This window comes from Streptomyces sp. NPDC029836 (assembly GCF_055574495.1).
In genome coordinates this window covers 64,282-81,882 of record NZ_JBVHZI010000016.1, presented here as the reverse complement: position 1 = coordinate 81,882, position 17,601 = coordinate 64,282, and the positions used below count along the sequence as shown (strand labels likewise).

Annotated in this window: 15 protein-coding genes, 1 tRNA gene and 1 pseudogene; 8 read left to right on the top strand and 9 right to left on the bottom strand. The window is 71.0% G+C overall.

Annotated elements, in window-relative coordinates; all coding sequences use genetic code 11:
* Positions 1-231 precede the first annotated feature (231 nt).
* The 3 genes and pseudogenes from ACZ4XJ_RS32045 to ACZ4XJ_RS32035 all read left to right on the top strand — a co-directional run bounded on the left by ACZ4XJ_RS32045 (position 232) and on the right by ACZ4XJ_RS32035 (position 3,522).
* Positions 232-1,611: an NAD(P)/FAD-dependent oxidoreductase gene (locus ACZ4XJ_RS32045; protein ID WP_468498211.1), complete on the top strand. Its 1,380-nt coding sequence runs from the start codon at positions 232-234 to the stop codon at positions 1,609-1,611.
* Between the two features lie 216 nt (positions 1,612-1,827).
* Positions 1,828-2,111 (top strand): annotated as a pseudogene (locus tag ACZ4XJ_RS32040) (tyrosine-type recombinase/integrase); the annotation flags it as partial.
* Between the two features lie 202 nt (positions 2,112-2,313).
* Positions 2,314-3,522, top strand: a complete 1,209-nt coding sequence (locus tag ACZ4XJ_RS32035) for a DNA sulfur modification protein DndB (protein WP_468498210.1) — start codon at positions 2,314-2,316, stop codon at positions 3,520-3,522.
* Between the two features lie 273 nt (positions 3,523-3,795).
* On the opposite strand, the gene ACZ4XJ_RS32030 is transcribed toward ACZ4XJ_RS32035, so the two are convergent.
* Positions 3,796-3,870 (bottom strand) — tRNA-Thr (locus tag ACZ4XJ_RS32030).
* Between the two features lie 367 nt (positions 3,871-4,237).
* Between ACZ4XJ_RS32030 and ACZ4XJ_RS32025 the strand changes: the two genes are divergently transcribed.
* The 3 genes from ACZ4XJ_RS32025 to ACZ4XJ_RS32015 all read left to right on the top strand — a co-directional run bounded on the left by ACZ4XJ_RS32025 (position 4,238) and on the right by ACZ4XJ_RS32015 (position 6,813).
* The gene (locus ACZ4XJ_RS32025; RefSeq protein ID WP_362876675.1) at positions 4,238-5,329 is read left to right on the top strand and encodes an ABC transporter ATP-binding protein; all 1,092 of its coding nucleotides are present in this window, start codon (positions 4,238-4,240) and stop codon (positions 5,327-5,329) included.
* A gap of 219 nt (positions 5,330-5,548) precedes the next feature.
* Positions 5,549-5,962 carry a hypothetical protein gene (locus ACZ4XJ_RS32020; protein ID WP_281203635.1) on the top strand — a complete coding sequence of 138 codons (414 nt, stop codon included), beginning with the start codon at positions 5,549-5,551 and terminating at the stop codon, positions 5,960-5,962.
* 80 nt (positions 5,963-6,042) lie between these two features.
* Positions 6,043-6,813 carry a nucleotidyltransferase family protein gene (locus ACZ4XJ_RS32015; protein ID WP_362876674.1) on the top strand — a complete coding sequence of 257 codons (771 nt, stop codon included), beginning with the start codon at positions 6,043-6,045 and terminating at the stop codon, positions 6,811-6,813.
* Between the two features lie 146 nt (positions 6,814-6,959).
* Here ACZ4XJ_RS32015 and ACZ4XJ_RS32010 read toward each other — a convergent pair whose 3' ends face one another.
* From ACZ4XJ_RS32010 to ACZ4XJ_RS31985, 6 genes are all read right to left on the bottom strand, one after another.
* Complete coding sequence (locus ACZ4XJ_RS32010; protein WP_468498209.1) at positions 6,960-8,513, bottom strand: DoxX family protein; 1,554 nt, start codon at positions 8,511-8,513, stop codon at positions 6,960-6,962.
* Between the two features lie 184 nt (positions 8,514-8,697).
* The gene (gene rlmB, locus ACZ4XJ_RS32005; protein WP_362876672.1) at positions 8,698-9,669 is read right to left on the bottom strand and encodes a 23S rRNA (guanosine(2251)-2'-O)-methyltransferase RlmB; all 972 of its coding nucleotides are present in this window, start codon (positions 9,667-9,669) and stop codon (positions 8,698-8,700) included.
* A gap of 91 nt (positions 9,670-9,760) precedes the next feature.
* Positions 9,761-11,161, bottom strand: coding sequence for a cysteine--tRNA ligase (cysS, locus tag ACZ4XJ_RS32000; protein WP_362876671.1), 1,401 nt, complete (start codon positions 11,159-11,161; stop codon positions 9,761-9,763).
* Between the two features lie 195 nt (positions 11,162-11,356).
* Complete coding sequence (gene ispF / locus ACZ4XJ_RS31995; RefSeq protein WP_362876670.1) at positions 11,357-11,863, bottom strand: 2-C-methyl-D-erythritol 2,4-cyclodiphosphate synthase; 507 nt, start codon at positions 11,861-11,863, stop codon at positions 11,357-11,359.
* A complete protein-coding gene (ispD, locus tag ACZ4XJ_RS31990; protein WP_468498208.1) occupies positions 11,853-12,599 on the bottom strand; it encodes a 2-C-methyl-D-erythritol 4-phosphate cytidylyltransferase in 747 nt (248 codons plus the stop codon). The genes ispF and ispD overlap by 11 nt, the downstream gene beginning before the upstream one ends.
* Positions 12,600-12,849: 250 nt before the next feature.
* Entirely contained in the window at positions 12,850-13,332 is a 483-nt protein-coding gene (locus ACZ4XJ_RS31985) for a CarD family transcriptional regulator (RefSeq protein ID WP_003953493.1), read from the bottom strand.
* 555 nt (positions 13,333-13,887) lie between these two features.
* Between ACZ4XJ_RS31985 and ACZ4XJ_RS31980 the strand changes: the two genes are divergently transcribed.
* On the top strand, positions 13,888-14,559 hold the full coding sequence (locus tag ACZ4XJ_RS31980; RefSeq protein WP_362876667.1) for a DUF461 domain-containing protein: 672 nt from the start codon (positions 13,888-13,890) through the stop codon (positions 14,557-14,559).
* Between the two features lie 150 nt (positions 14,560-14,709).
* On the opposite strand, the gene phoP is transcribed toward ACZ4XJ_RS31980, so the two are convergent.
* Both phoP and phoR read right to left on the bottom strand, forming a co-directional pair.
* Positions 14,710-15,390 (bottom strand): two-component system response regulator PhoP, encoded by a 681-nt coding sequence (phoP, locus tag ACZ4XJ_RS31975; RefSeq protein ID WP_037795450.1) that lies wholly within the window; start codon positions 15,388-15,390, stop codon positions 14,710-14,712.
* Positions 15,387-16,625: a two-component system sensor histidine kinase PhoR gene (phoR, locus tag ACZ4XJ_RS31970; RefSeq protein WP_383992065.1), complete on the bottom strand. Its 1,239-nt coding sequence runs from the start codon at positions 16,623-16,625 to the stop codon at positions 15,387-15,389. The genes phoP and phoR overlap by 4 nt, the downstream gene beginning before the upstream one ends.
* Positions 16,626-16,820: 195 nt before the next feature.
* On the opposite strand from phoR, the gene phoU reads away from it, so the two are divergent.
* Positions 16,821-17,498, top strand: a complete 678-nt coding sequence (gene phoU, locus ACZ4XJ_RS31965) for a phosphate signaling complex protein PhoU (protein WP_042813786.1) — start codon at positions 16,821-16,823, stop codon at positions 17,496-17,498.
* Positions 17,499-17,601: the final 103 nt, after the last annotated feature.

Below are 17,601 nucleotides of genomic sequence, written 5' to 3'. Positions count from 1 at the left end.
GCCCCGCACCACGTATGCCCACGACCGAACCTCTCCGCATCGGCCCCGGCGCGCGCACGTCGATCCCCCACGCACCAAGGGCACAAACATCAGCAAACTCCGCAAACCACCCACCGGACCTTACGATCCCTCCCACCCCACCCGCATGGGTCATTCGGCCCGGAAACACGTCCCGAATCACGACACCGCGGCCCTGGACACCCCACCGACAGCCCGTGTACCAACTCCCCCATGACGATCAACGGCGGCATCTCCTTCTGGTACGCGACGGACACCACCGCCCCCCAACCGGCCCGCGCCCCCCTCACCCGCGACGCCACGGCCGACGTCGTCATCGTCGGCGGCGGCTACACCGGCCTGTGGACGGCCTACTACCTGAAGGCGTCCGCGCCCGACCTGCGCGTCACCGTCCTGGAGCAGAAGTTCTGCGGCTACGGCGCCTCCGGCCGCAACGGCGGCTGGCTCTACAACGGCATCGCCGGCCGCGACCGGTACGCCGAACTGCACGGCCACCCGGCGGCGCTCCGCCTCCAGCAGGCCATGAACGACACCGTCACGGAGGTCATCGACGTCGCCGCCAAGGAGGGCATCGACGCGGACGTCCACCGCGGCGGCGTCCTCGAAGTCGCCCGCAGCCCCGCCCAGCTGAGCCGCCTCAGGGCGTTCCACACCGCCGAGCTCGGCTTCGGCGAGACCGACCGCACGTTCCACGACGCCCCCGCGACCCGGGCACGCGTCGACATCGCCGACGCCGTCGGCTCCAGTTGGACCCCGCACGGCGCCCGCGTCCACCCGCTGAAGTTGGTCAAGGGCCTCGCCGCCGCCTGCGAACGCCTGGGGGTCGTCATCCACGAGTCGACCCCCGTCACGGAGATCGCGCCCCGCCGCGCCGTCACCCCGTACGGCACGGTCCGTGCCCCGTTCGTCCTGCGCTGCACGGAGGGCTTCACGGCGGCCCTCAAGGGTCAGAAGCGCACCTGGCTCCCGATGAACTCCTCGATGATCGCCACGGCCCCGCTACCGGCGGAGGTGTGGGACTCCCTCGGCTGGTCGGGCCACGAGGTGATCGGTGACATGGCCCATGCGTACATGTACGCCCAACGCACCGCCGACGACCGCATCGCGATCGGCGGCCGCGGGGTCCCCTACCGCTACGGCTCGCGCACCGACCACGACGGCCGCACCCAACCGGCCACGATCACCGCCCTGACCTCGCTGCTCACGTCCTTCTTCCCCCAGCTCACCGGGACGGAGATCACCCACGCCTGGTCCGGCGTCCTGGGCGTGCCCCGCGACTGGTGCGCCACCGTCTCCCTGGACCGCACCACCGGCCTCGGCCTGGCCGGCGGCTACGTCGGCTCCGGCGTCGCCACCGCCAACCTCGCCGCCCGCACCCTGCGCGACCTGATCCTGGAGAACCCGACGGACCTGACCTCGCTCCCCTGGGTCGACCACCGCGTCCGACGCTGGGAACCGGAACCCTTCCGCTGGCTCGGCGTCCAGGCCCTGTACGCCGCCTACCGCGAAGCGGACCGCCACGAAACGGCCACCCACCGCCCCACGACAACCCCCCTGGCCCGCCTGGCCGACCGCGTCTCGGGCCGCCACTGAGCGCCCGGCCGCCCGCTCCATACGACGAAACCCCGACTCAGAACGGATCTGAGCCGGGGTTTCCGCAGGGCCCCCTGTCGGATTCGAACCGACGACCTACGCATTCAGCGGCGCACCTGGAAGCAGACGTAGCCCTTGTGCGCCCGGCAGTCGGCCGGGCACGGCTCGAATCGGTGCAGCCTGCCCCCGCAGGCCCGCAGGTCCTTGCACCCGTAGGCCGGAATCAGCGACCGCCGCCAGCACGACGGGAGCCGTCAAACGGCGGGGACGATCCTCAACGAATTGGGGGTGGACATGCCCACGATCATGCAGATCCTCCGCCACACCCAGATCGGCCAGACCCGCCGGTATGTGAAGGGCCGCTCCGAGCTGTCCCGGGAGGGCGATGCGGCGGATGGGCGATGCGTTCATGCCCCGCCAGGCGGTGCCCGCCGAAACCCGAACCGACGCTGAGCGCAGTCGTGCGGCGCGTGCGCGGGCGCCGTCGCAAGATTCGCTGAAGATCCAGCTCAGAACCCTGGCGAGCGGTGACATCGCACGCGCTCGTTAGGTGACGTTACGTCGAACCGCAGGGGACCTCACCTACTACTCGCACGTAACTAGCATTTGTACGCGCCATTCATTGTTGCCTACGTGAGAAATCTTGCGTAGCCTCACTTCCATCGGACGTATTCAGCGTCCGCAAATGAAGGGACCCCCGCGATGGAAGAAGCGACTGACAGCAGCAGCGCCGCCACTACGCCGCCTTCCCGACCGAAGATCAATTACGGGCAGGTGGCTTACCCGGGCATCGGCTACAAGATGGGCAGCCGGCAGATGGTCACGACGGTAATGAACCCCGTCACCTACGTCGGGACCGTCGGTGACCGCGAGAACTGGGACCCGCTGCAAGGAACCGGGACCAACCGCAAGGAGGACAAGAACCACCGACAGGCCATCGCCAAGTACATCGAAGAGACAGAGGACTACGTCCTCAACTCGGTTCTCGTGTACTACAGCCTCGACGACGCCGAGTTCGTGCCGGATGACCCCGAGGCTCCGATCAGCATGGGAACCCTTTACGTCCGGCCCGGCGCGAAGGCGAAGGTAGGCGACGGCGGTCACCGCACCTCCGCCTATGGAGACGTCATCGAGGCCCACCGGCACGGCGATGACGTGCTCCACCGACTGCAGGCCAACGGCCAGCCGGTGATCGTGGTACTGGACGACGACCAGGCGCGCCGAGCACAGGACTTCACCGACCTGCAGCAGAACGCCAAGCCTCTCAACGCCTCGATCGCGCAGTCCATGGACCGCCGTCAGGCGATCAACAAGATGCTCCTGGAAGAAGTGGTCAAGGGCGACCGGGTGCCGCTCTTCGAGGGCGGCAAGCGGGTCGAGTTCCTCACCGACTCACCCGGCAAGCTCTCGCCGAAGCTGACGGGGTTCAAGACCCTGCGGTACGCCACCGGCACGCTCCTGGTCGGAACCGGACCTCGTTCGTCACGGGCCTGGGACGAAGCCGTCGCCGTCAACATCGCCACGACACGGCACGACGAAGCTCTCCAGAACATGATTGATTTCTGGAATGGCTTCGGCGCCTTGCCTGACGTGGCCACCGCCCTCTCCGTCCCCAGCGGCATGGTCAAGCTGCGCGAGACCACCTGGCTGACCAGCGCGAACGTCCTCTACGCGCTCGCGGCAGCTGTGCGTGAGGTCACCAATGGCACCGGTGTGAGCATCGCGGAGGCGATGAAGGCCGCCTCCGCGATCGACTTCACTCGGGCGGGGAGCACCTTCCACGGCACCCTCGTCGAGCCGGCCAAATACGACACGGACGGCAATCTGACGGCCAAGGAGAAGGCCCTGACCGGCCGCGACGCGTGGGAGGGCGCAGCCGAGAAGCTGGCCGCCATCATGCGTCAGCACTGACGCGGGCAGTCCACCAAACTGCTCCTGCCATTGAGTGGGACCCCCGGAATTGAGGTCCGGGGGTCCCACGTCAGTCTGCAACACGCCGATGCAGTCCCGCACGCGGAGGCGGCTGCCCCGGGCCCGACATCCGCTGCGGACCTAGCCCCGGGCCCTTGTCCGAGACCAGAACTGAGACCGAGAGCACCCGTGCGGCCCGGGCCCGGCGCCGCCGCAAACCCGCTGAAAGACGAAAGCCCAGCTCAGAGAACACCTGAGCTGGGCTTTTCACAGGGCCCCCTGTCGGATTCGAACCGACGACCTACGCATTACAAGTGCGTTGCTCTGGCCGGACTGAGCTAAGGAGGCAGGGCCGCACTCACTCTACACAGCAGCCGATTCGCCGAGCCATCACCTTTCCGCCGCCACCGGCGCCGCCCCGACGACGGCCGTACGAAGGCCGTACGACGGCCGTACGACGGCCGTACGAAGGCCCGGCGAACCGGCGGCGCCTCCGCCGACGCGCGCTCCGCCCGGACCCGGTGGACCGCCGCCGCGTCGGTTCCGCCGTCCGAACGGCCCGCTCCGACAGATCGCACGGAGTACGAAGTCACCGCACACGGGTGCTGACAGGAAGCGCGGCGCCAGGTAGCGTCGGGCGGAGTCCAGGGCACTGGACTAGACCTTCCACTCGGATCGTCCGGCACGTTCCTGCCGGTAGAAGGGATTCATCACCATGGCTTCTGTCACTTTCGACAAGGCGACCCGTCTGTACCCCGGCGGCGACAAGCCCGCCGTCGACCAGCTGGAGCTGGAGATCGAGGACGGCGAGTTCCTCGTCCTCGTCGGCCCCTCCGGCTGCGGCAAGTCCACCTCCCTGCGCATGCTCGCGGGCCTGGAGGACGTCAACGGCGGCGCCATCCGCATCGGTGACCGCGACGTCACGCACCTGCCGCCCAAGGACCGGGACATCGCGATGGTGTTCCAGAACTACGCGCTGTACCCGCACATGACCGTCGCCGACAACATGGGCTTCGCGCTCAAGATCGCCGGCGAGGACAAGGCGACCATCCGCCGCAAGGTCGAGGACGCGGCGAAGATGCTCGACCTCACCAGCTACCTCGACCGCAAGCCGAAGGCCCTCTCCGGCGGCCAGCGCCAGCGCGTCGCCATGGGCCGCGCGATCGTCCGCAAGCCGCAGGTCTTCCTCATGGACGAGCCCCTGTCGAACCTCGACGCCAAGCTCCGCGTGTCGACCCGTACGCAGATCGCCGCGCTCCAGCGCGACCTCGGCATCACCACGGTCTACGTCACCCACGACCAGGTCGAGGCCATGACGATGGGCGACCGCGTCGCGGTCCTCAAGGACGGTCTGCTCCAGCAGGTCGACACCCCGCGCAACATGTACGACCGCCCCGCGAACCTCTTCGTCGCCGGGTTCATCGGCTCGCCCGCCATGAACCTCGTCGAGGTCCCGATCGCCGACGGCGGCGTGAAGTTCGGCGACAGCATCGTCCCGGTGTCGCGCGAGGCGCTGTCCGCCGCCGCCGACGCGGGCGACCGCACCGTCACCGTCGGCGTGCGTCCCGAGCACTTCGACATCGGTGACACCGGCGGCCTGACCATCACCGTGAACGTCGTCGAGGAACTCGGCGCCGACGGCTACGTCTACGGCAGCGCCGCGGTCGGCGCCGACAAGGCGAAGGACATCGTCGTCCGCGTCGGCGGCCGGCAGGTCCCGGAGAAGGGTTCGACGCTGCAGATCGTGCCGCGCGCCGACGAGATCCACGTGTTCTCGACGTCCTCGGGAGCCCGCCTCTCGGGCTGACACCCGTCGCCGCGACCGAAACCCGAAGGGGCGCCCCATCAAGGGGCGCCCCTTCTTCGGCAGTTGCCGCCGTCCCCCCGCCAACCCCGCGCCAAACCCCGGCAGACCGGGCCATTCGGCCGCATCCGTCAACCCCATATTCGAAAAGCCACGTCGAACCATCCCCCGACAGGGTGACTAAATGTCGCCAATTCTTCACCGAGCGCTAATCTCGCCCTCGTGACCCACACTGCCCGCCGTATCGGCCGTTCCCTCGCCCTGGTCCTGCCCGTCGTCCTGGTCCTGTCCGGGACCCTCGCGGTCACGATGGTCCCCTGGGCGGACAACACCCCTTCCCAGATCCTCACCGCCTCCGCCGAGGACGTGTCCGTACCCGCCAAGCCGCGCGCCGCCCAGGACCTCCTGCGCGACAAGCTGCTCAGCGAGCTCCAGCAGGGCCAGGAGCCGGGCGCCGTCCTCACGCACCTCCAGCAGGAGGTGGACCGCAGGCCGTCGCTCGCCGCGCACTGCGTGGGCATCGCGCGCGCCCTGGGCCGGGCCGCGGTGGACGCGTACGGACCCACGAAGGCCCAGTCCTTCGCGCGTCCCGTCTGCGACACCTCGTACGCGACCGGCGTCGCCTCCATGGGCTGACACCGGCCGCCCCCGCGCTCCTCGCCGGCTCCGCCGCGCCTGCCCCCGCCGGGGCAGGGGCCGTCCCTACGCTGACGGCCATGAGCGACGCCTCCCCCGTACCTCCCCGATCCACCGACCTCGCGGCCGCGTCCCCGGCCCCACCCACCCAGGCGGTCGTCCTGGCGGGCGGCCAGGGTTCGCGGCTGCGGCCGTACACGGACGACCGGCCGAAGCCGATGGTCGAGATCCCGGGGACGGGCCTGCCGATCATCGGACACCAACTCGCCTGGCTCGCGGCGGAAGGGGTCACCGACGCCGTCGTCTCCTGCGGGCACCTCGCCCACGTGCTCCAGGAATGGCTGGCGCAGGCCCCGTTGCCGCTGCGCGTGACCACCGTCGTCGAGGAACAACCACTGGGACGCGGCGGCGGCCTCAAGTACGCCGCCCGCCGGCTCCCGCACGCCGATCGCCCCTGGTACGCCACCAACGGCGACGTGTGGACCCGCTTCCCGCTGCGCGACATGGCCGCCTTCCACGCCGAACGCGACGCCGTGGCCACCCTGGCGCTCGCCCGGCCGCGGATCCCGTGGGGGGTCGTGGAGACCAACGCGTACGGGCAGGTGCTGGACTTCATCGAGGCGCCGCCGTCGCCCTACCCGGTCAACGCCGGGGTGTACGTCTTCTCCCCCGAATTCACCGCGCTGCTACCCGACTTGGGCGACCACGAGCGGACGACGTTCCCGCGCCTCGCCCGCGAACGCCGCCTCGCGGGCTACCCGCTGCCCCAGGGGGCCTACTGGCGGGCGATCGACACCGTCAAGGACCTCACCGAGGCCGCACGCGAGCTGGCCGCCCAGAACGCCCCCTGAGCCCCCGCACGCCCCGGACCCCCAACTCGGCCGCGAGCACGAGCCCGTACGCCTCCCCCGGCGCGCCGAAGGGCCCGGTGCGCTCCTCGCGCACCGGGCCCCGGGAGCCGGGAGCCAAACCGGCGGAACCCGATCGGGCCGGGCGGTCAGCCCAGCAGGCCGCCCACCAACCCCGGCTTCTTCGTCGGGGTGTCGCCGCCACCGCCGCTGCCGCTCTCGGGGCGGTTCCCCGAGGACGTGGTCGGCGGCTTCTGCGGGGTGGACTGCTTCGGGACGCTGCTGCGCGGGGACTGCCCGCTGCCCGTGCCGCCGCCCTTGGTGGCGGAGGGGGTGCCGGCGCCCGTACCGGCGCTCTCGCGCACCGGCGCTCCGCTGCTGCCGTTCCGGGCCGACTTCGAGGGCGCCACCGAAGGCGCCGCGGACGGCGACGCGGCCTGCTTCGACGGCTGCTGCCCCCGCGCCGGCTCGGACTGCTTGACCGAGGCCTTCGGCAGCGGCGTACCGGGCAGGTAGTTGCTCGGCGCCTGACCCGGCCCGGGCACGGTGACGACCGTGGAGGACCGGACGGCCCCTCCGAGCAGGGAGCCGACGAGCAGGGTGAGCCCGCACACGACGGTGGCCATGACGGCTCCGCGCCGCAGGACCCGGCGTCGCAGCCGCCATACCTCCGAACGCGGGCCCAGCGTGCGCCACGCCTCGCCCGCGAGCCGCCCGTCGAGGGAGTAGACGGGCGCGCCCGCGATGATCAGCGGGCTCCAGGCGGCCAGGTAGATGATGTCGGGCGCGTCGTAGGCGGGGACGGTCTTCCAGCTCACCGTCATCAACAGCGCGGCGGACAGCAGCGCCCCGATGCAGGCGGCGAACCGCTGCCACAACCCGAAGACCGTCAGGACGCCCACGATCACCTGGAGGAACGCCACGCTCAGCCCCGCGCCCACCGGGTGCGCCAGCGCGAAGTCGCGCAGCGGCTCGGCCAGCGCCCAGGGGTGCAGCGTCCGGAGCCAGGTGACCATGGAGCCGCGCTCGCCGCCGTCGAAGTAGACGGGGTCGCACAGCTTGCCCATGCCGGCGTAGATGCAGATGAACCCGAGGAAGACGCGCAGCGGGAGCAGCACCACGCCGAGGTTCATCCGGCGGCCGGGGTAGTAGGAGGCCTGGCCGCGGGAGTCGCCGACCCGTCGGGAGTCGCCGTCCGGATCGCCGCCGGGGTACTGGGCCCCGTACGGCTCGCGCGGCAGGTCCCGTACGGCGGCCAGCGGGCGGGTCTCCTCGGGGTCCCCGTAGCTGCGCTGACCGATGACGGTCGGGGTGGCGAGGGTGTCCTCGGCGAGGTCGTGGTCCAGGTCCACGCGCGGGATGACCTGGGTGGCGCCGCCGTCGTACTCGTCGTGGCCGCGGCCGGACTCGCGTACGGCCTGGAGCAGGCCGCCCGTCGCGGCGGCGTCGCCGGGGTCGGACCTGCCGCTCCACACGACGGGGGCCCGGCGGCGGCGGGCTCCGGCGGCGGCGGCCGCGGCGACGCCGAGGACGGGCGCGCGGCCGGGGGCATTCGCGGGCTTGGAACGCGCGCTCGGGCTCGGTGCGAGCCGCACGCGGAAGCTGGCGTGGTTGACGATGACCTGTGCGGGGTCGCACGGCACCTTGACCATGCTCAGCGCGGGCTGGTCGTCGAACCCTGACGTTCTGGTGTCCACACTCATCTAACCGAGTGATCCGTGTTTAGGACACTGCCTTGACATCAGGGATCTGTCCGAGACCCGTCAAGATCAAGTCGCCCCGCCCGGATCGGGCGGGGCGACACGCTCACGGGTCACTTCCGTGAGCCAAGTGGATCAAGCCGGGCGGACGGGTCCGGTCCACCCGGCGCTCAGCCCCGACCCGCGATCAGGCGCGGCTGCGGTCGGCGCGGCGACGGGCCGCCTCGTAGAGGACGACGCCCGCGGCGACGCCGGCGTTCAGCGACTCGGCGCCGCCCGGCATCGGGATGCGCACCAGGTAGTCGCAGTTCTCGCCGACGAGGCGGCCGAGGCCCTTGCCCTCGGAGCCGACGACGATGACGACGGGGCCGGCGAGCTGCTCCAGGTCGTTGACCGTGTGCGTGCCCTCGGCGGCCAGGCCGACGACGGTGATGCCGGCCTTCTTGTAGTCCTGGAGGGCGCGGGTCAGGTTGGTGACGCGGGAGACCGGGGTACGGGCGGCGGTGCCGGCCGAGGACTTCCAGGCACCGGCGGTCATGCCGGCGGCGCGACGCTCGGGGATGACCACGCCGTGGCCGCCGAAGGCGGAGACGGAGCGGACGATGGCGCCGAGGTTGCGCGGGTCGGTGACCCCGTCGAGGGCGACGATCAGCGGGTCCTCGCCGTTGTCGTACGCGGCGGCCGTGAGGTCCTCCGGGTGCGCGTACTCGTACGGCGGGACCTGCAGGACCAGGCCCTGGTGGTTGAGCCCGTTGGTCATCCGGTCGAGCTCGGGGCGCGGGGCTTCCATCAGGTTGATGTTGCCGCGCGCGGCGGCGAGCTGGAGGGCCTCGCGCACGCGCTCGTCGTTGTCGATGAACTGCTGGACGTAGAGGGTGGTGGCGGGGACGCCGTCGCGCAGCGCCTCGAAGACCGGGTTGCGACCGACGACCATCTCGCTGGTGCCCTTGGGGCCGCCGCGGCGCGGGGCCGGGCGGCGCTTGGCGGCCTGGCGGGCGATGGCGTTGCTGATCCGATTCGCCTTGTGCTTCTTGCGGTCCTCGGCCTTGGGCGTGGGGCCCTTGCCTTCGAGGCCCCGGCGCCGCTGGCCACCGCTACCGACCGTGGCGCCCTTCTTGTTGGACGTGCGGCGGTTCCTGCGCTGGCTGTTCCCGGCCATGACCTCTACCTGTTTTCGTTGATGCTGCGATATGTACGTATGAAGAGTGTGCCGCCCGGAGCGCCGGGCGGCACAGTCGGGCCGCTCCGGCTCAGCGGGGGCCGAGCGTCCAGCGCGGACCGGTCGGGCTGTCCTCGACGACCAGACCGGACTGCTGGAGCTGGTCGCGGATGGCGTCGGCGGTCGCCCAGTCCTTGCGGGCCCGGGCGGATTCCCGCTGCTCCAGGACGAGGCGTACGAGGGTGTCCACGGCGCCGTGGAGGTCCTCGCCGCGGTCGGACTCGCCGGCCCAGTGCGGGTCGAGCGGGTCCAGGCCGAGCACGGTCAGCATGGCCCGCACCTCCGACAGGCGCGCGATCGCCGCGTCCTTGTCGTCGGCGGCGAGCGCGCTGTTGCCCTGGCGGACGGTGGTGTGCACGATGGCGAGCGCCTGCGGGACGCCCAGGTCGTCGTCCATCGCCTCGGCGAAGGCCGGCGGCACCTCGGCCGCGGCCTCGACGGGACCGCCCGCCTTCTCGATGACGCGCTGGTAGAAGCCCTCGATGCGGGCGAAGGCGGACTCCGCCTCGCGCAGCGCTTCCTCGCTGTACTCGATCATCGACCGGTAGTGCGGGGTGCCCAGGTAGTAGCGCAGCACGATCGGGCGCCACTGCTTGACCATCTCGGAGACGAGGACCGAGTTCCCGAGGGACTTGGACATCTTCTCGCCCGACATCGTGACCCAGGCGTTGTGGACCCAGTAGTGCGCGAACTCGTCGCCGAAGGCCTTGGCCTGGGCGATCTCGTTCTCGTGGTGCGGGAAGATCAGGTCCAGGCCGCCGCCGTGGATGTCGAAGGCCTCGCCGAGGTACTTGTGCGCCATGGCGGAGCATTCGAGGTGCCAGCCGGGACGGCCGCGGCCCCAGGGCGTCTCCCAGGACGGCTCGCCGGGCTTGACGGACTTCCACATGGCGAAGTCGCGCGCGTCGCGCTTGCCGGTCTCGCCGGTGCTCTCCGGCTGACGGATGTTGTCGAGTTCCTGGCGGGACAGCGAGAGGTAGCCCGGGAAGGACTTCACGTCGAAGTAGACGTTGCCCTCTGACTCGTAGGCGTGGCCGCGCTCGATGAGCCCGCGCATCATCTCGACCATCTCGGTGACGTGTCCGGTCGCGCGGGGCTCGTAGGTGGGCGGGAGGCAGCCGAGGGCGGAGTAGCCGTCGTTGAAGGCGCGCTCGTTCTCGTAGCCGATGGACCACCAGGGGCGGCGCTGCTCGGCGGACTTCGCGATGATCTTGTCGTCGATGTCCGTGACGTTGCGGATGAAGGTCACGTCGTAGCCGCGGTACGCGAACCAACGGCGCATCATGTCGAAGTTCAGGCCCGACCTGATGTGGCCGATGTGCGGAGCGGCCTGCACGGTCGCGCCACAGAGGTAGATCGAGACGCAGCCCGGAACGAGCGGGGTGAAGTCACGGATCTGCCGGGCGCTGGTGTCGTACAGGCGAATAGTCACGGCATCCAGGGTAGTGCGCCTCTAGCAGTGCCCCGCGACCCTTTGGGGACCCGGGGGCGGGGTTTGTCGGCGCGGCGGTGCGAAGGGGGCGCGCACGGAGTCCCGTACGGGCGGTTTTCCCGGTTGGTGCCGACCCCGCTCCGTCGCCGCGCGGCCACGGCACCGGCCGGACACCCGCCCGGGCGGGGCCCGGACTCAGGCCGGGCTCGTCCGGTGGACGAGGGCGGTGGCGATGGCGGCGAGCCCCTCGGCCCGACCGGTGAGGCCGAGGCCGTCGGTGGTGGTGCCGGACACCGAGACGGGGGCGCCCGCGGCGGCCGAGAGCGCCTTCTGCGCTTCTTCGCGCCGCTTGCCGATCTTCGGGCGGACACCGATCACCTGGACGGCGATGTTGCCGATCTCGAAGCCCTCGGCCCGCACGATGCGCGCGGCTTCCGCCAGAAGGGTGACGCCGGAGGCGCCGGACCACTGCGGACGGGAGGTGCCGAAGTGCGCGCCGAGGTCGCCGACGCCGGCGGCGGAGAACAGGGCGTCACAGGCGGCGTGCGCGGCGACGTCCCCGTCGGAGTGCCCGGCGAGGCCGTCCTCGCCCTCCCACAGCAGACCGGCGCACCACAGTTCCCGGCCCGCCTCGAAGGCGTGCACGTCGGTGCCGATGCCGACGAGCGGCATCACGGGCGCGGCGGCGGGATCAGTAGGCATCGGTGGCCCTCCTGCGGGCGAGTACGGCCTCGGCGAGGACGAGGTCGAGCGGACGGGTGACCTTGAAGGCCTCGTCGTGGCCGGGGACGGTCACGACGGTGACTCCGAGGCGCTCCACCATGCCGGCGTCGTCGGTGGCGCCCTCGCCGAGGACGGCGATCTCCCGGTGCGCGCGCAGCAGGGTCGCCAGGTCGAAGCCCTGGGGGGTCTGGACGGCGCGCAGCCGGGCGCGCTCGGGCGTGGCGACGACCGGCTCGGGCTCGCCGGGCTCGCCCGGCTCGACCTCCTTGACGGTGTCGGCCAGCGGCAGCGCGGGGACGACGGCGGGCGCGCCGTCGCGCAGGGCGTCGATGACGGCGTCCACGGTGTCGACGGGGACGAGCGGGCGGGCCGCGTCGTGGATGAGTACGGAGGTGACGTCCTGCGGCAGCGCGTCCAGGCCGGCGCGCACGGACTCCTGTCGGGTCTCCCCGCCGGGGACGACCAGGACCTCGGTACGGTCGGGCAGCGCGTGCTCGTCGAGCAGCCGGCGCACATCGGCGGCCCCGTCGGAGGGGGCGACCACCACGACGAGGGACACGGCGCGGGAGCGGGCCATGGCACGGACGGCGTGGATGAGCATGGGCGTCCCGCCGAGGGCCCGCAGGGCCTTGGGGGCACCGGGACCGAGGCGTACCCCGCGGCCGGCGGCCGGGATCACCGCGGCCGTGCGGTGCGGACGCGTTTCGTCAGACATCAGTAGCTCCGAGCCAGGTTTGTGACTTCGGCCGACATGGGTATGGCCTGAAGCGTGCCGGGTGCGATGCCCCTCGCCCCTTCCGTGAAGACCGGTCGAGCAGGGCTGCCCGAACTCGGCACGCCAGGAAAAAGCAATGGGTACGAAAAAGGCGTGGGTACAGACATGCCGCAGCGCCCGGCAACAGCTCCCTCGTGGAGGAGGGAGCTTGTCATCGGGCACCGCGGCACAACTGTGTACGGTTTTCGCGTCAGGACGCGAGAACCTCGTCGAGGAGGGCCTCGGCCTTGTCCTCGTTGGTGTTCTCCGCGAGCGCGAGCTCGCTGACGAGAATCTGGCGAGCCTTCGCGAGCATGCGCTTCTCACCCGCGGAGAGTCCGCGCTCACGCTCACGACGCCACAGGTCGCGCACCACTTCGGCGACCTTGATGACATCGCCAGAAGCGAGCTTCTCCAGATTTGCCTTGTAGCGCCGGGACCAGTTCGTCGGCTCTTCTGCATACGGTGCGCGGAGCACCTCGAAGACCCGGTCCAGCCCGTCCTGGCCGACTACGTCGCGAACGCCGACGAACTCCGCATTGTCCGCAGGCACACGAACCGTCAGGTCGCCCTGGGCGACCTTGAGCACCAAGTAGGTCTTGTCCACGCCTTTGATCTGGCGAGTTTCGATGGCCTCGATCAGCGCGGCCCCGTGATGGGGATAGACCACGGTGTCGCCAACCTTGAACGTCATGTGACAGGTACCCCTTCCGTGGCTATCCAGGGTAACACGAGAACTGACTGTTATGAATGGCGTTTTCGCAGGTCAGGGCACATCTCGGGGCTTGACAACAGCGACACGAACGTGCTGCGAAGGGGTTGCGGAAGGGGGTATTCGCAGGTCGGAGGTGTTGTGCGGACCGGGCGAAACGGCCACGTTACACCTGGCGGACGAGTCCACGGGAGTGACGTACGTCCCGTTTTGCCGGGTTCGGGAGTCGGAAACCGAAGTACTCCGTTCGACTGGCGGCCGCCCGTACGGAGCGGGTTCCGGCCCAATCCGAAATTGATCACGGAGCCACGTTCGACGGAATCCCGGAATTGATCATCGGGCGGCCCCGGCGGCGATATCCCGAATGCAAGATCGCCGAGGCCGTCCAGGGCCGTGCGTCCGCTGCGGAGGGTCGGGTGCGGGGGCGGGGCGGCGGCTCGGTAACCTAAGCGCGCTGACACACCCTTAGGGCGGCTTTACCTCGGCCGTCCCGAGCGTCCACCCTTCCGTCCGTACGTCCTAGGAGTTGCCGCCGCCGTGAGCCGCAGCCTTCGACGCGGCGCCCTCGCCGCTTCTGCCGTCGTGTTCTCGATCGCTTCGCTCGCCGCGTGCGGTGCGGGCAACGACGCGCAGACTCTCCAGATCAAGCCGGACAACGCCGCCGTCACCAAGGGCGACATCCAGATCCAGAACGCCTTGGTGATCACCCAGGCGGAGAAGGAAAAGAAGGGCCCGGCCGTCGTCTCGGCGACCGTCTTCAACAACGGTACGAAGCCGCAGACCCTGGAGGGCATCACCCTCAAGGGTGGCAAGTCCAAGGTCGTCCTGAAGGCCGCCGAGGGCTCCGGCAAGATCACCGTGCCGGCCGGCGGCTCCGTGGTGCTGGGCGGCCAGGGCAACGCCTCCGCCGTGATCGAGGGCGGCCGCACCGCCGTCGTGGACGGCGACGTGCAGGAGGTCGTCTTCGACCTGAGCAGCACCGGCGACGTCGCCCTCCAGGCCTTCATCGTGCCCGCCTCCGGCATGTACGCCGGCTACGGGCCCACCGCGGCCCCGGGCGAGCCTTCCACCAGCCCGTCCGGGTCCCCGTCGGGCACGCCCTCCGGGACGCCCGCGCCCTCGGGCGCGCCGTCCGGTTCGCCGTCGGGCGCCGCGGGCGCGCCGTCGGGCAAGCCGTCCGGCTCCGCCTCGCACGGCGCCGGCCACTGAGGCCCGGCCGCGCGAAGCGGCCTACGTACACGGGGAAGGCCCCCAGCCGATGTGGCTGGGGGCCTTCCCCGTGGTCGTGCGGGCCGCCGGACCCGACCGCCGCTCACGGCTGTGCGCATGTGCCGCCTCGCGGCTGCGCGGCGCCGCGGTCTACGGCTCGAACTTGTAGCCCAGGCCGCGGACCGTCACCAGGTAGCGCGGCGCGCCCGGGTCGGGCTCGATCTTCGCGCGCAGGCGCTTGACGTGGACGTCGAGGGTCTTGGTGTCGCCGACGTAGTCGGCGCCCCAGACCCGGTCGATGAGCTGCATGCGGGTCAGCACGCGGCCCGCGTTGCGCAGCAGCATCTCCAGCAGGTCGAACTCCTTCAGCGGGAGGTCCACCTTGCCGCCGCCGACGGTGACCACGTGCCGGTCGACGTCCATCCGTACCGGGCCGGCCTCCAGGGCCGCCGGGGTGACCTCCTCCGGCTCGCCGCGGCGGCGCAGGACCGCGCGGATGCGGGCGACCAGCTCCCGCGAGGAGAAGGGCTTGGTGACGTAGTCGTCTGCTCCTATCTCCAGCCCGACGACCTTGTCGATCTCGCTGTCCTTGGCGGTCACCATGATCACGGGAACGTTGGAACGGCCGCGCAGCTGCCGGCAGACCTCGGTGCCGGGCAGGCCGGGCAGCATCAGGTCGAGGAGGACGAGGTCGGCGCCGTTGCGCTCGAACTCGTCGAGCCCGTCGGGCCCGGTCGCCGCGATCGCGACCTCGAAGCCTTCCTTGCGGAGCATGTAGGACAGGGCGTCGCTGAAGGATTCCTCATCCTCGACGACGAGCACTCGGGTCACGGAAGGACCTCCGGGGCAGGGATGACTGGTTCTGGTTGGGGCAGGGGTCGGACGGGTGCGGGGGCCGGCGCGGGCGCCGGTGCGGGTGCCTCGGGGAGCCGCAGGGTGAACGTGGAGCCCTGGCCCTCCGAGCTCCAGACCGACACCTCCCCGCCGTGCGAGGCGGCGACGTGCTTCACGATCGCGAGGCCGAGGCCGGTGCCTCCCGTGGCGCGGGAGCGGGCCGGGTCCACGCGGTAGAAGCGTTCGAAGACGCGCTCGCGGTCCTTTTCCGGGATGCCGATGCCCTGGTCGGTCACGGCTATCTCGATCAAGTCTCCACCCGGCGCGGTCACCCGGCGCGCGGCGATGCCGACGCGGGTGCGGGCCGGGCTGTAGTTGACGGCGTTCTCCACCAGGTTGCCGAGGGCCGCGGCGAGCTGCCCCCGGTGTCCCCAAACCCGCAGGTCGGCGGTGCCGCCGGCGGCCATGGTGATCTGCTTGGAGGTGGCGGTGTGGCGGCAGCGGTCGATGGCCTCGGCCACCAGCGTGTCCACGCGTACGGGCTCGGCGTCCTCCAGGGCCTCGTCGTTCTGCACCCGGGAGAGGTCGATCAGCTCCTGTACGAGGTTGATCAGGCGGGCGGACTCGATCTGCATGCGGCCCGCGAAGCGGCTGACCGCCTCCGGGTCGTCGGAGGCGTCCATGACCGCTTCCGAGAGCAGGGAGATCGCTCCGACGGGGGTCTTCAGCTCGTGCGACACGTTCGCGACGAAGTCACGGCGGACCGCCTCGATGCGGCGGGCCTCCGTGAGGTCCTCGACGAGCAGCAGCACGAGCCGCGAGCCCAGCGGGGCGACGCGCGCCGAGACCGCGAGGGCCTCGCCGCGGCCGGTGCCGCGCCTGGGGAGGTCGAGTTCGATCTGGCGTATCTCTCCGTCCCTGCGGGTGTCGCGGGCCATGTGGAGCATCGGTTCCACGGCGAGCTTCCCGCCGCGGACCAGGCCGAGGGCGTACGCCGCCGAGCTGGCCTTGACGACCGCGTCCCCCTCGTCGAGGACGACGGCGGAGGAGCGGAGCACGGAGAGGACCGTGTCCACACCGGGCGGGAGTACCGCGTTGATGTCGGGGCGCATGGAGCTCCTGGTGGGGCGGGCTTGGTCGCGCTCGCTCCAGCGGAACGCCAGCATGGCGATCACACCGGTGCACAAACCGGCGATCGCTGCAGCTGCGGCGACCGCCGCGTTCACGTCCATGCATCCAGGTTAAGCAGGCACGACGGCAGTTCCACAGCCGTTCGGGTGGCACCTCGAACACTCGTCGCCCAGAGTTCACCCTGGCGACGGGGTTGATTCACTTGTGATGTCGGAGTCGGACGCGTTCAGGGCCGAACGTGTCAACGTGGGCAAGAAGCCACGCAGCAGTAGCGAGTCGGCGAGAGAGGGACACCAATGCGGGACGCGTACCACGAGGAACTGGACTCGATCGGAGAAAGCCTGGTCGAGATGGCCCGGCTCGTCGGTTCCGCGATCGGGCGGGCCACCACCTCCATGCTCGACGCCGATCTGAAGCTCGCGGAGAGCGTCATCGCCGCCGACCAGAAGGTGGACGACCTCCAGCACGACCTGGAGGCCCGCGCCATCGCGTTGCTGGCCCGCCAGCAGCCGGTCGCCACCGACCTGCGCATCGTCGTCACCTCACTGCGGATGAGCGCCGACCTGGAGCGCTCGGGCGACCTCGCCCAGCACGTGGCGAAGCTGGCGCGGCTGCGCTTCCCGGACCGCGCGGTGCCGCGCGACCTGCACGCGACCATCCTGGAGATGGGTCAGCTGGCGCAGCGCCTGATGGCGAAGGCGGCCGAGGTCATCATCACGAAGGACGTCGACCTGGCGCTCCAGCTGGAGCAGGACGACGACGAGATGGACCAGCTGCACCGCACGCTGTTCCAGCACCTGATGGACGACCGCTGGAAGCACGGCATCGAGACGGCGGTCGACGTGACGCTGCTGGGCCGCTACTACGAGCGCTTCGCGGACCACGCGGTGTCGGTCGCCAAGCGCGTCGTGTACCTGGTGACGGGCGAGCACGCGGACGAGCTCCAGCAGCCGACGCAGGTCGACGGGGTCTGAGGACCGCCGCGCGGGGGCGGGCGGGTCCGTCGCCCCCGCGTGCGGCGGCTCGCTCCAATGCGCCGTTGACGCGCCGGTGCGGCTGGGCATGAATGAGGGCGAA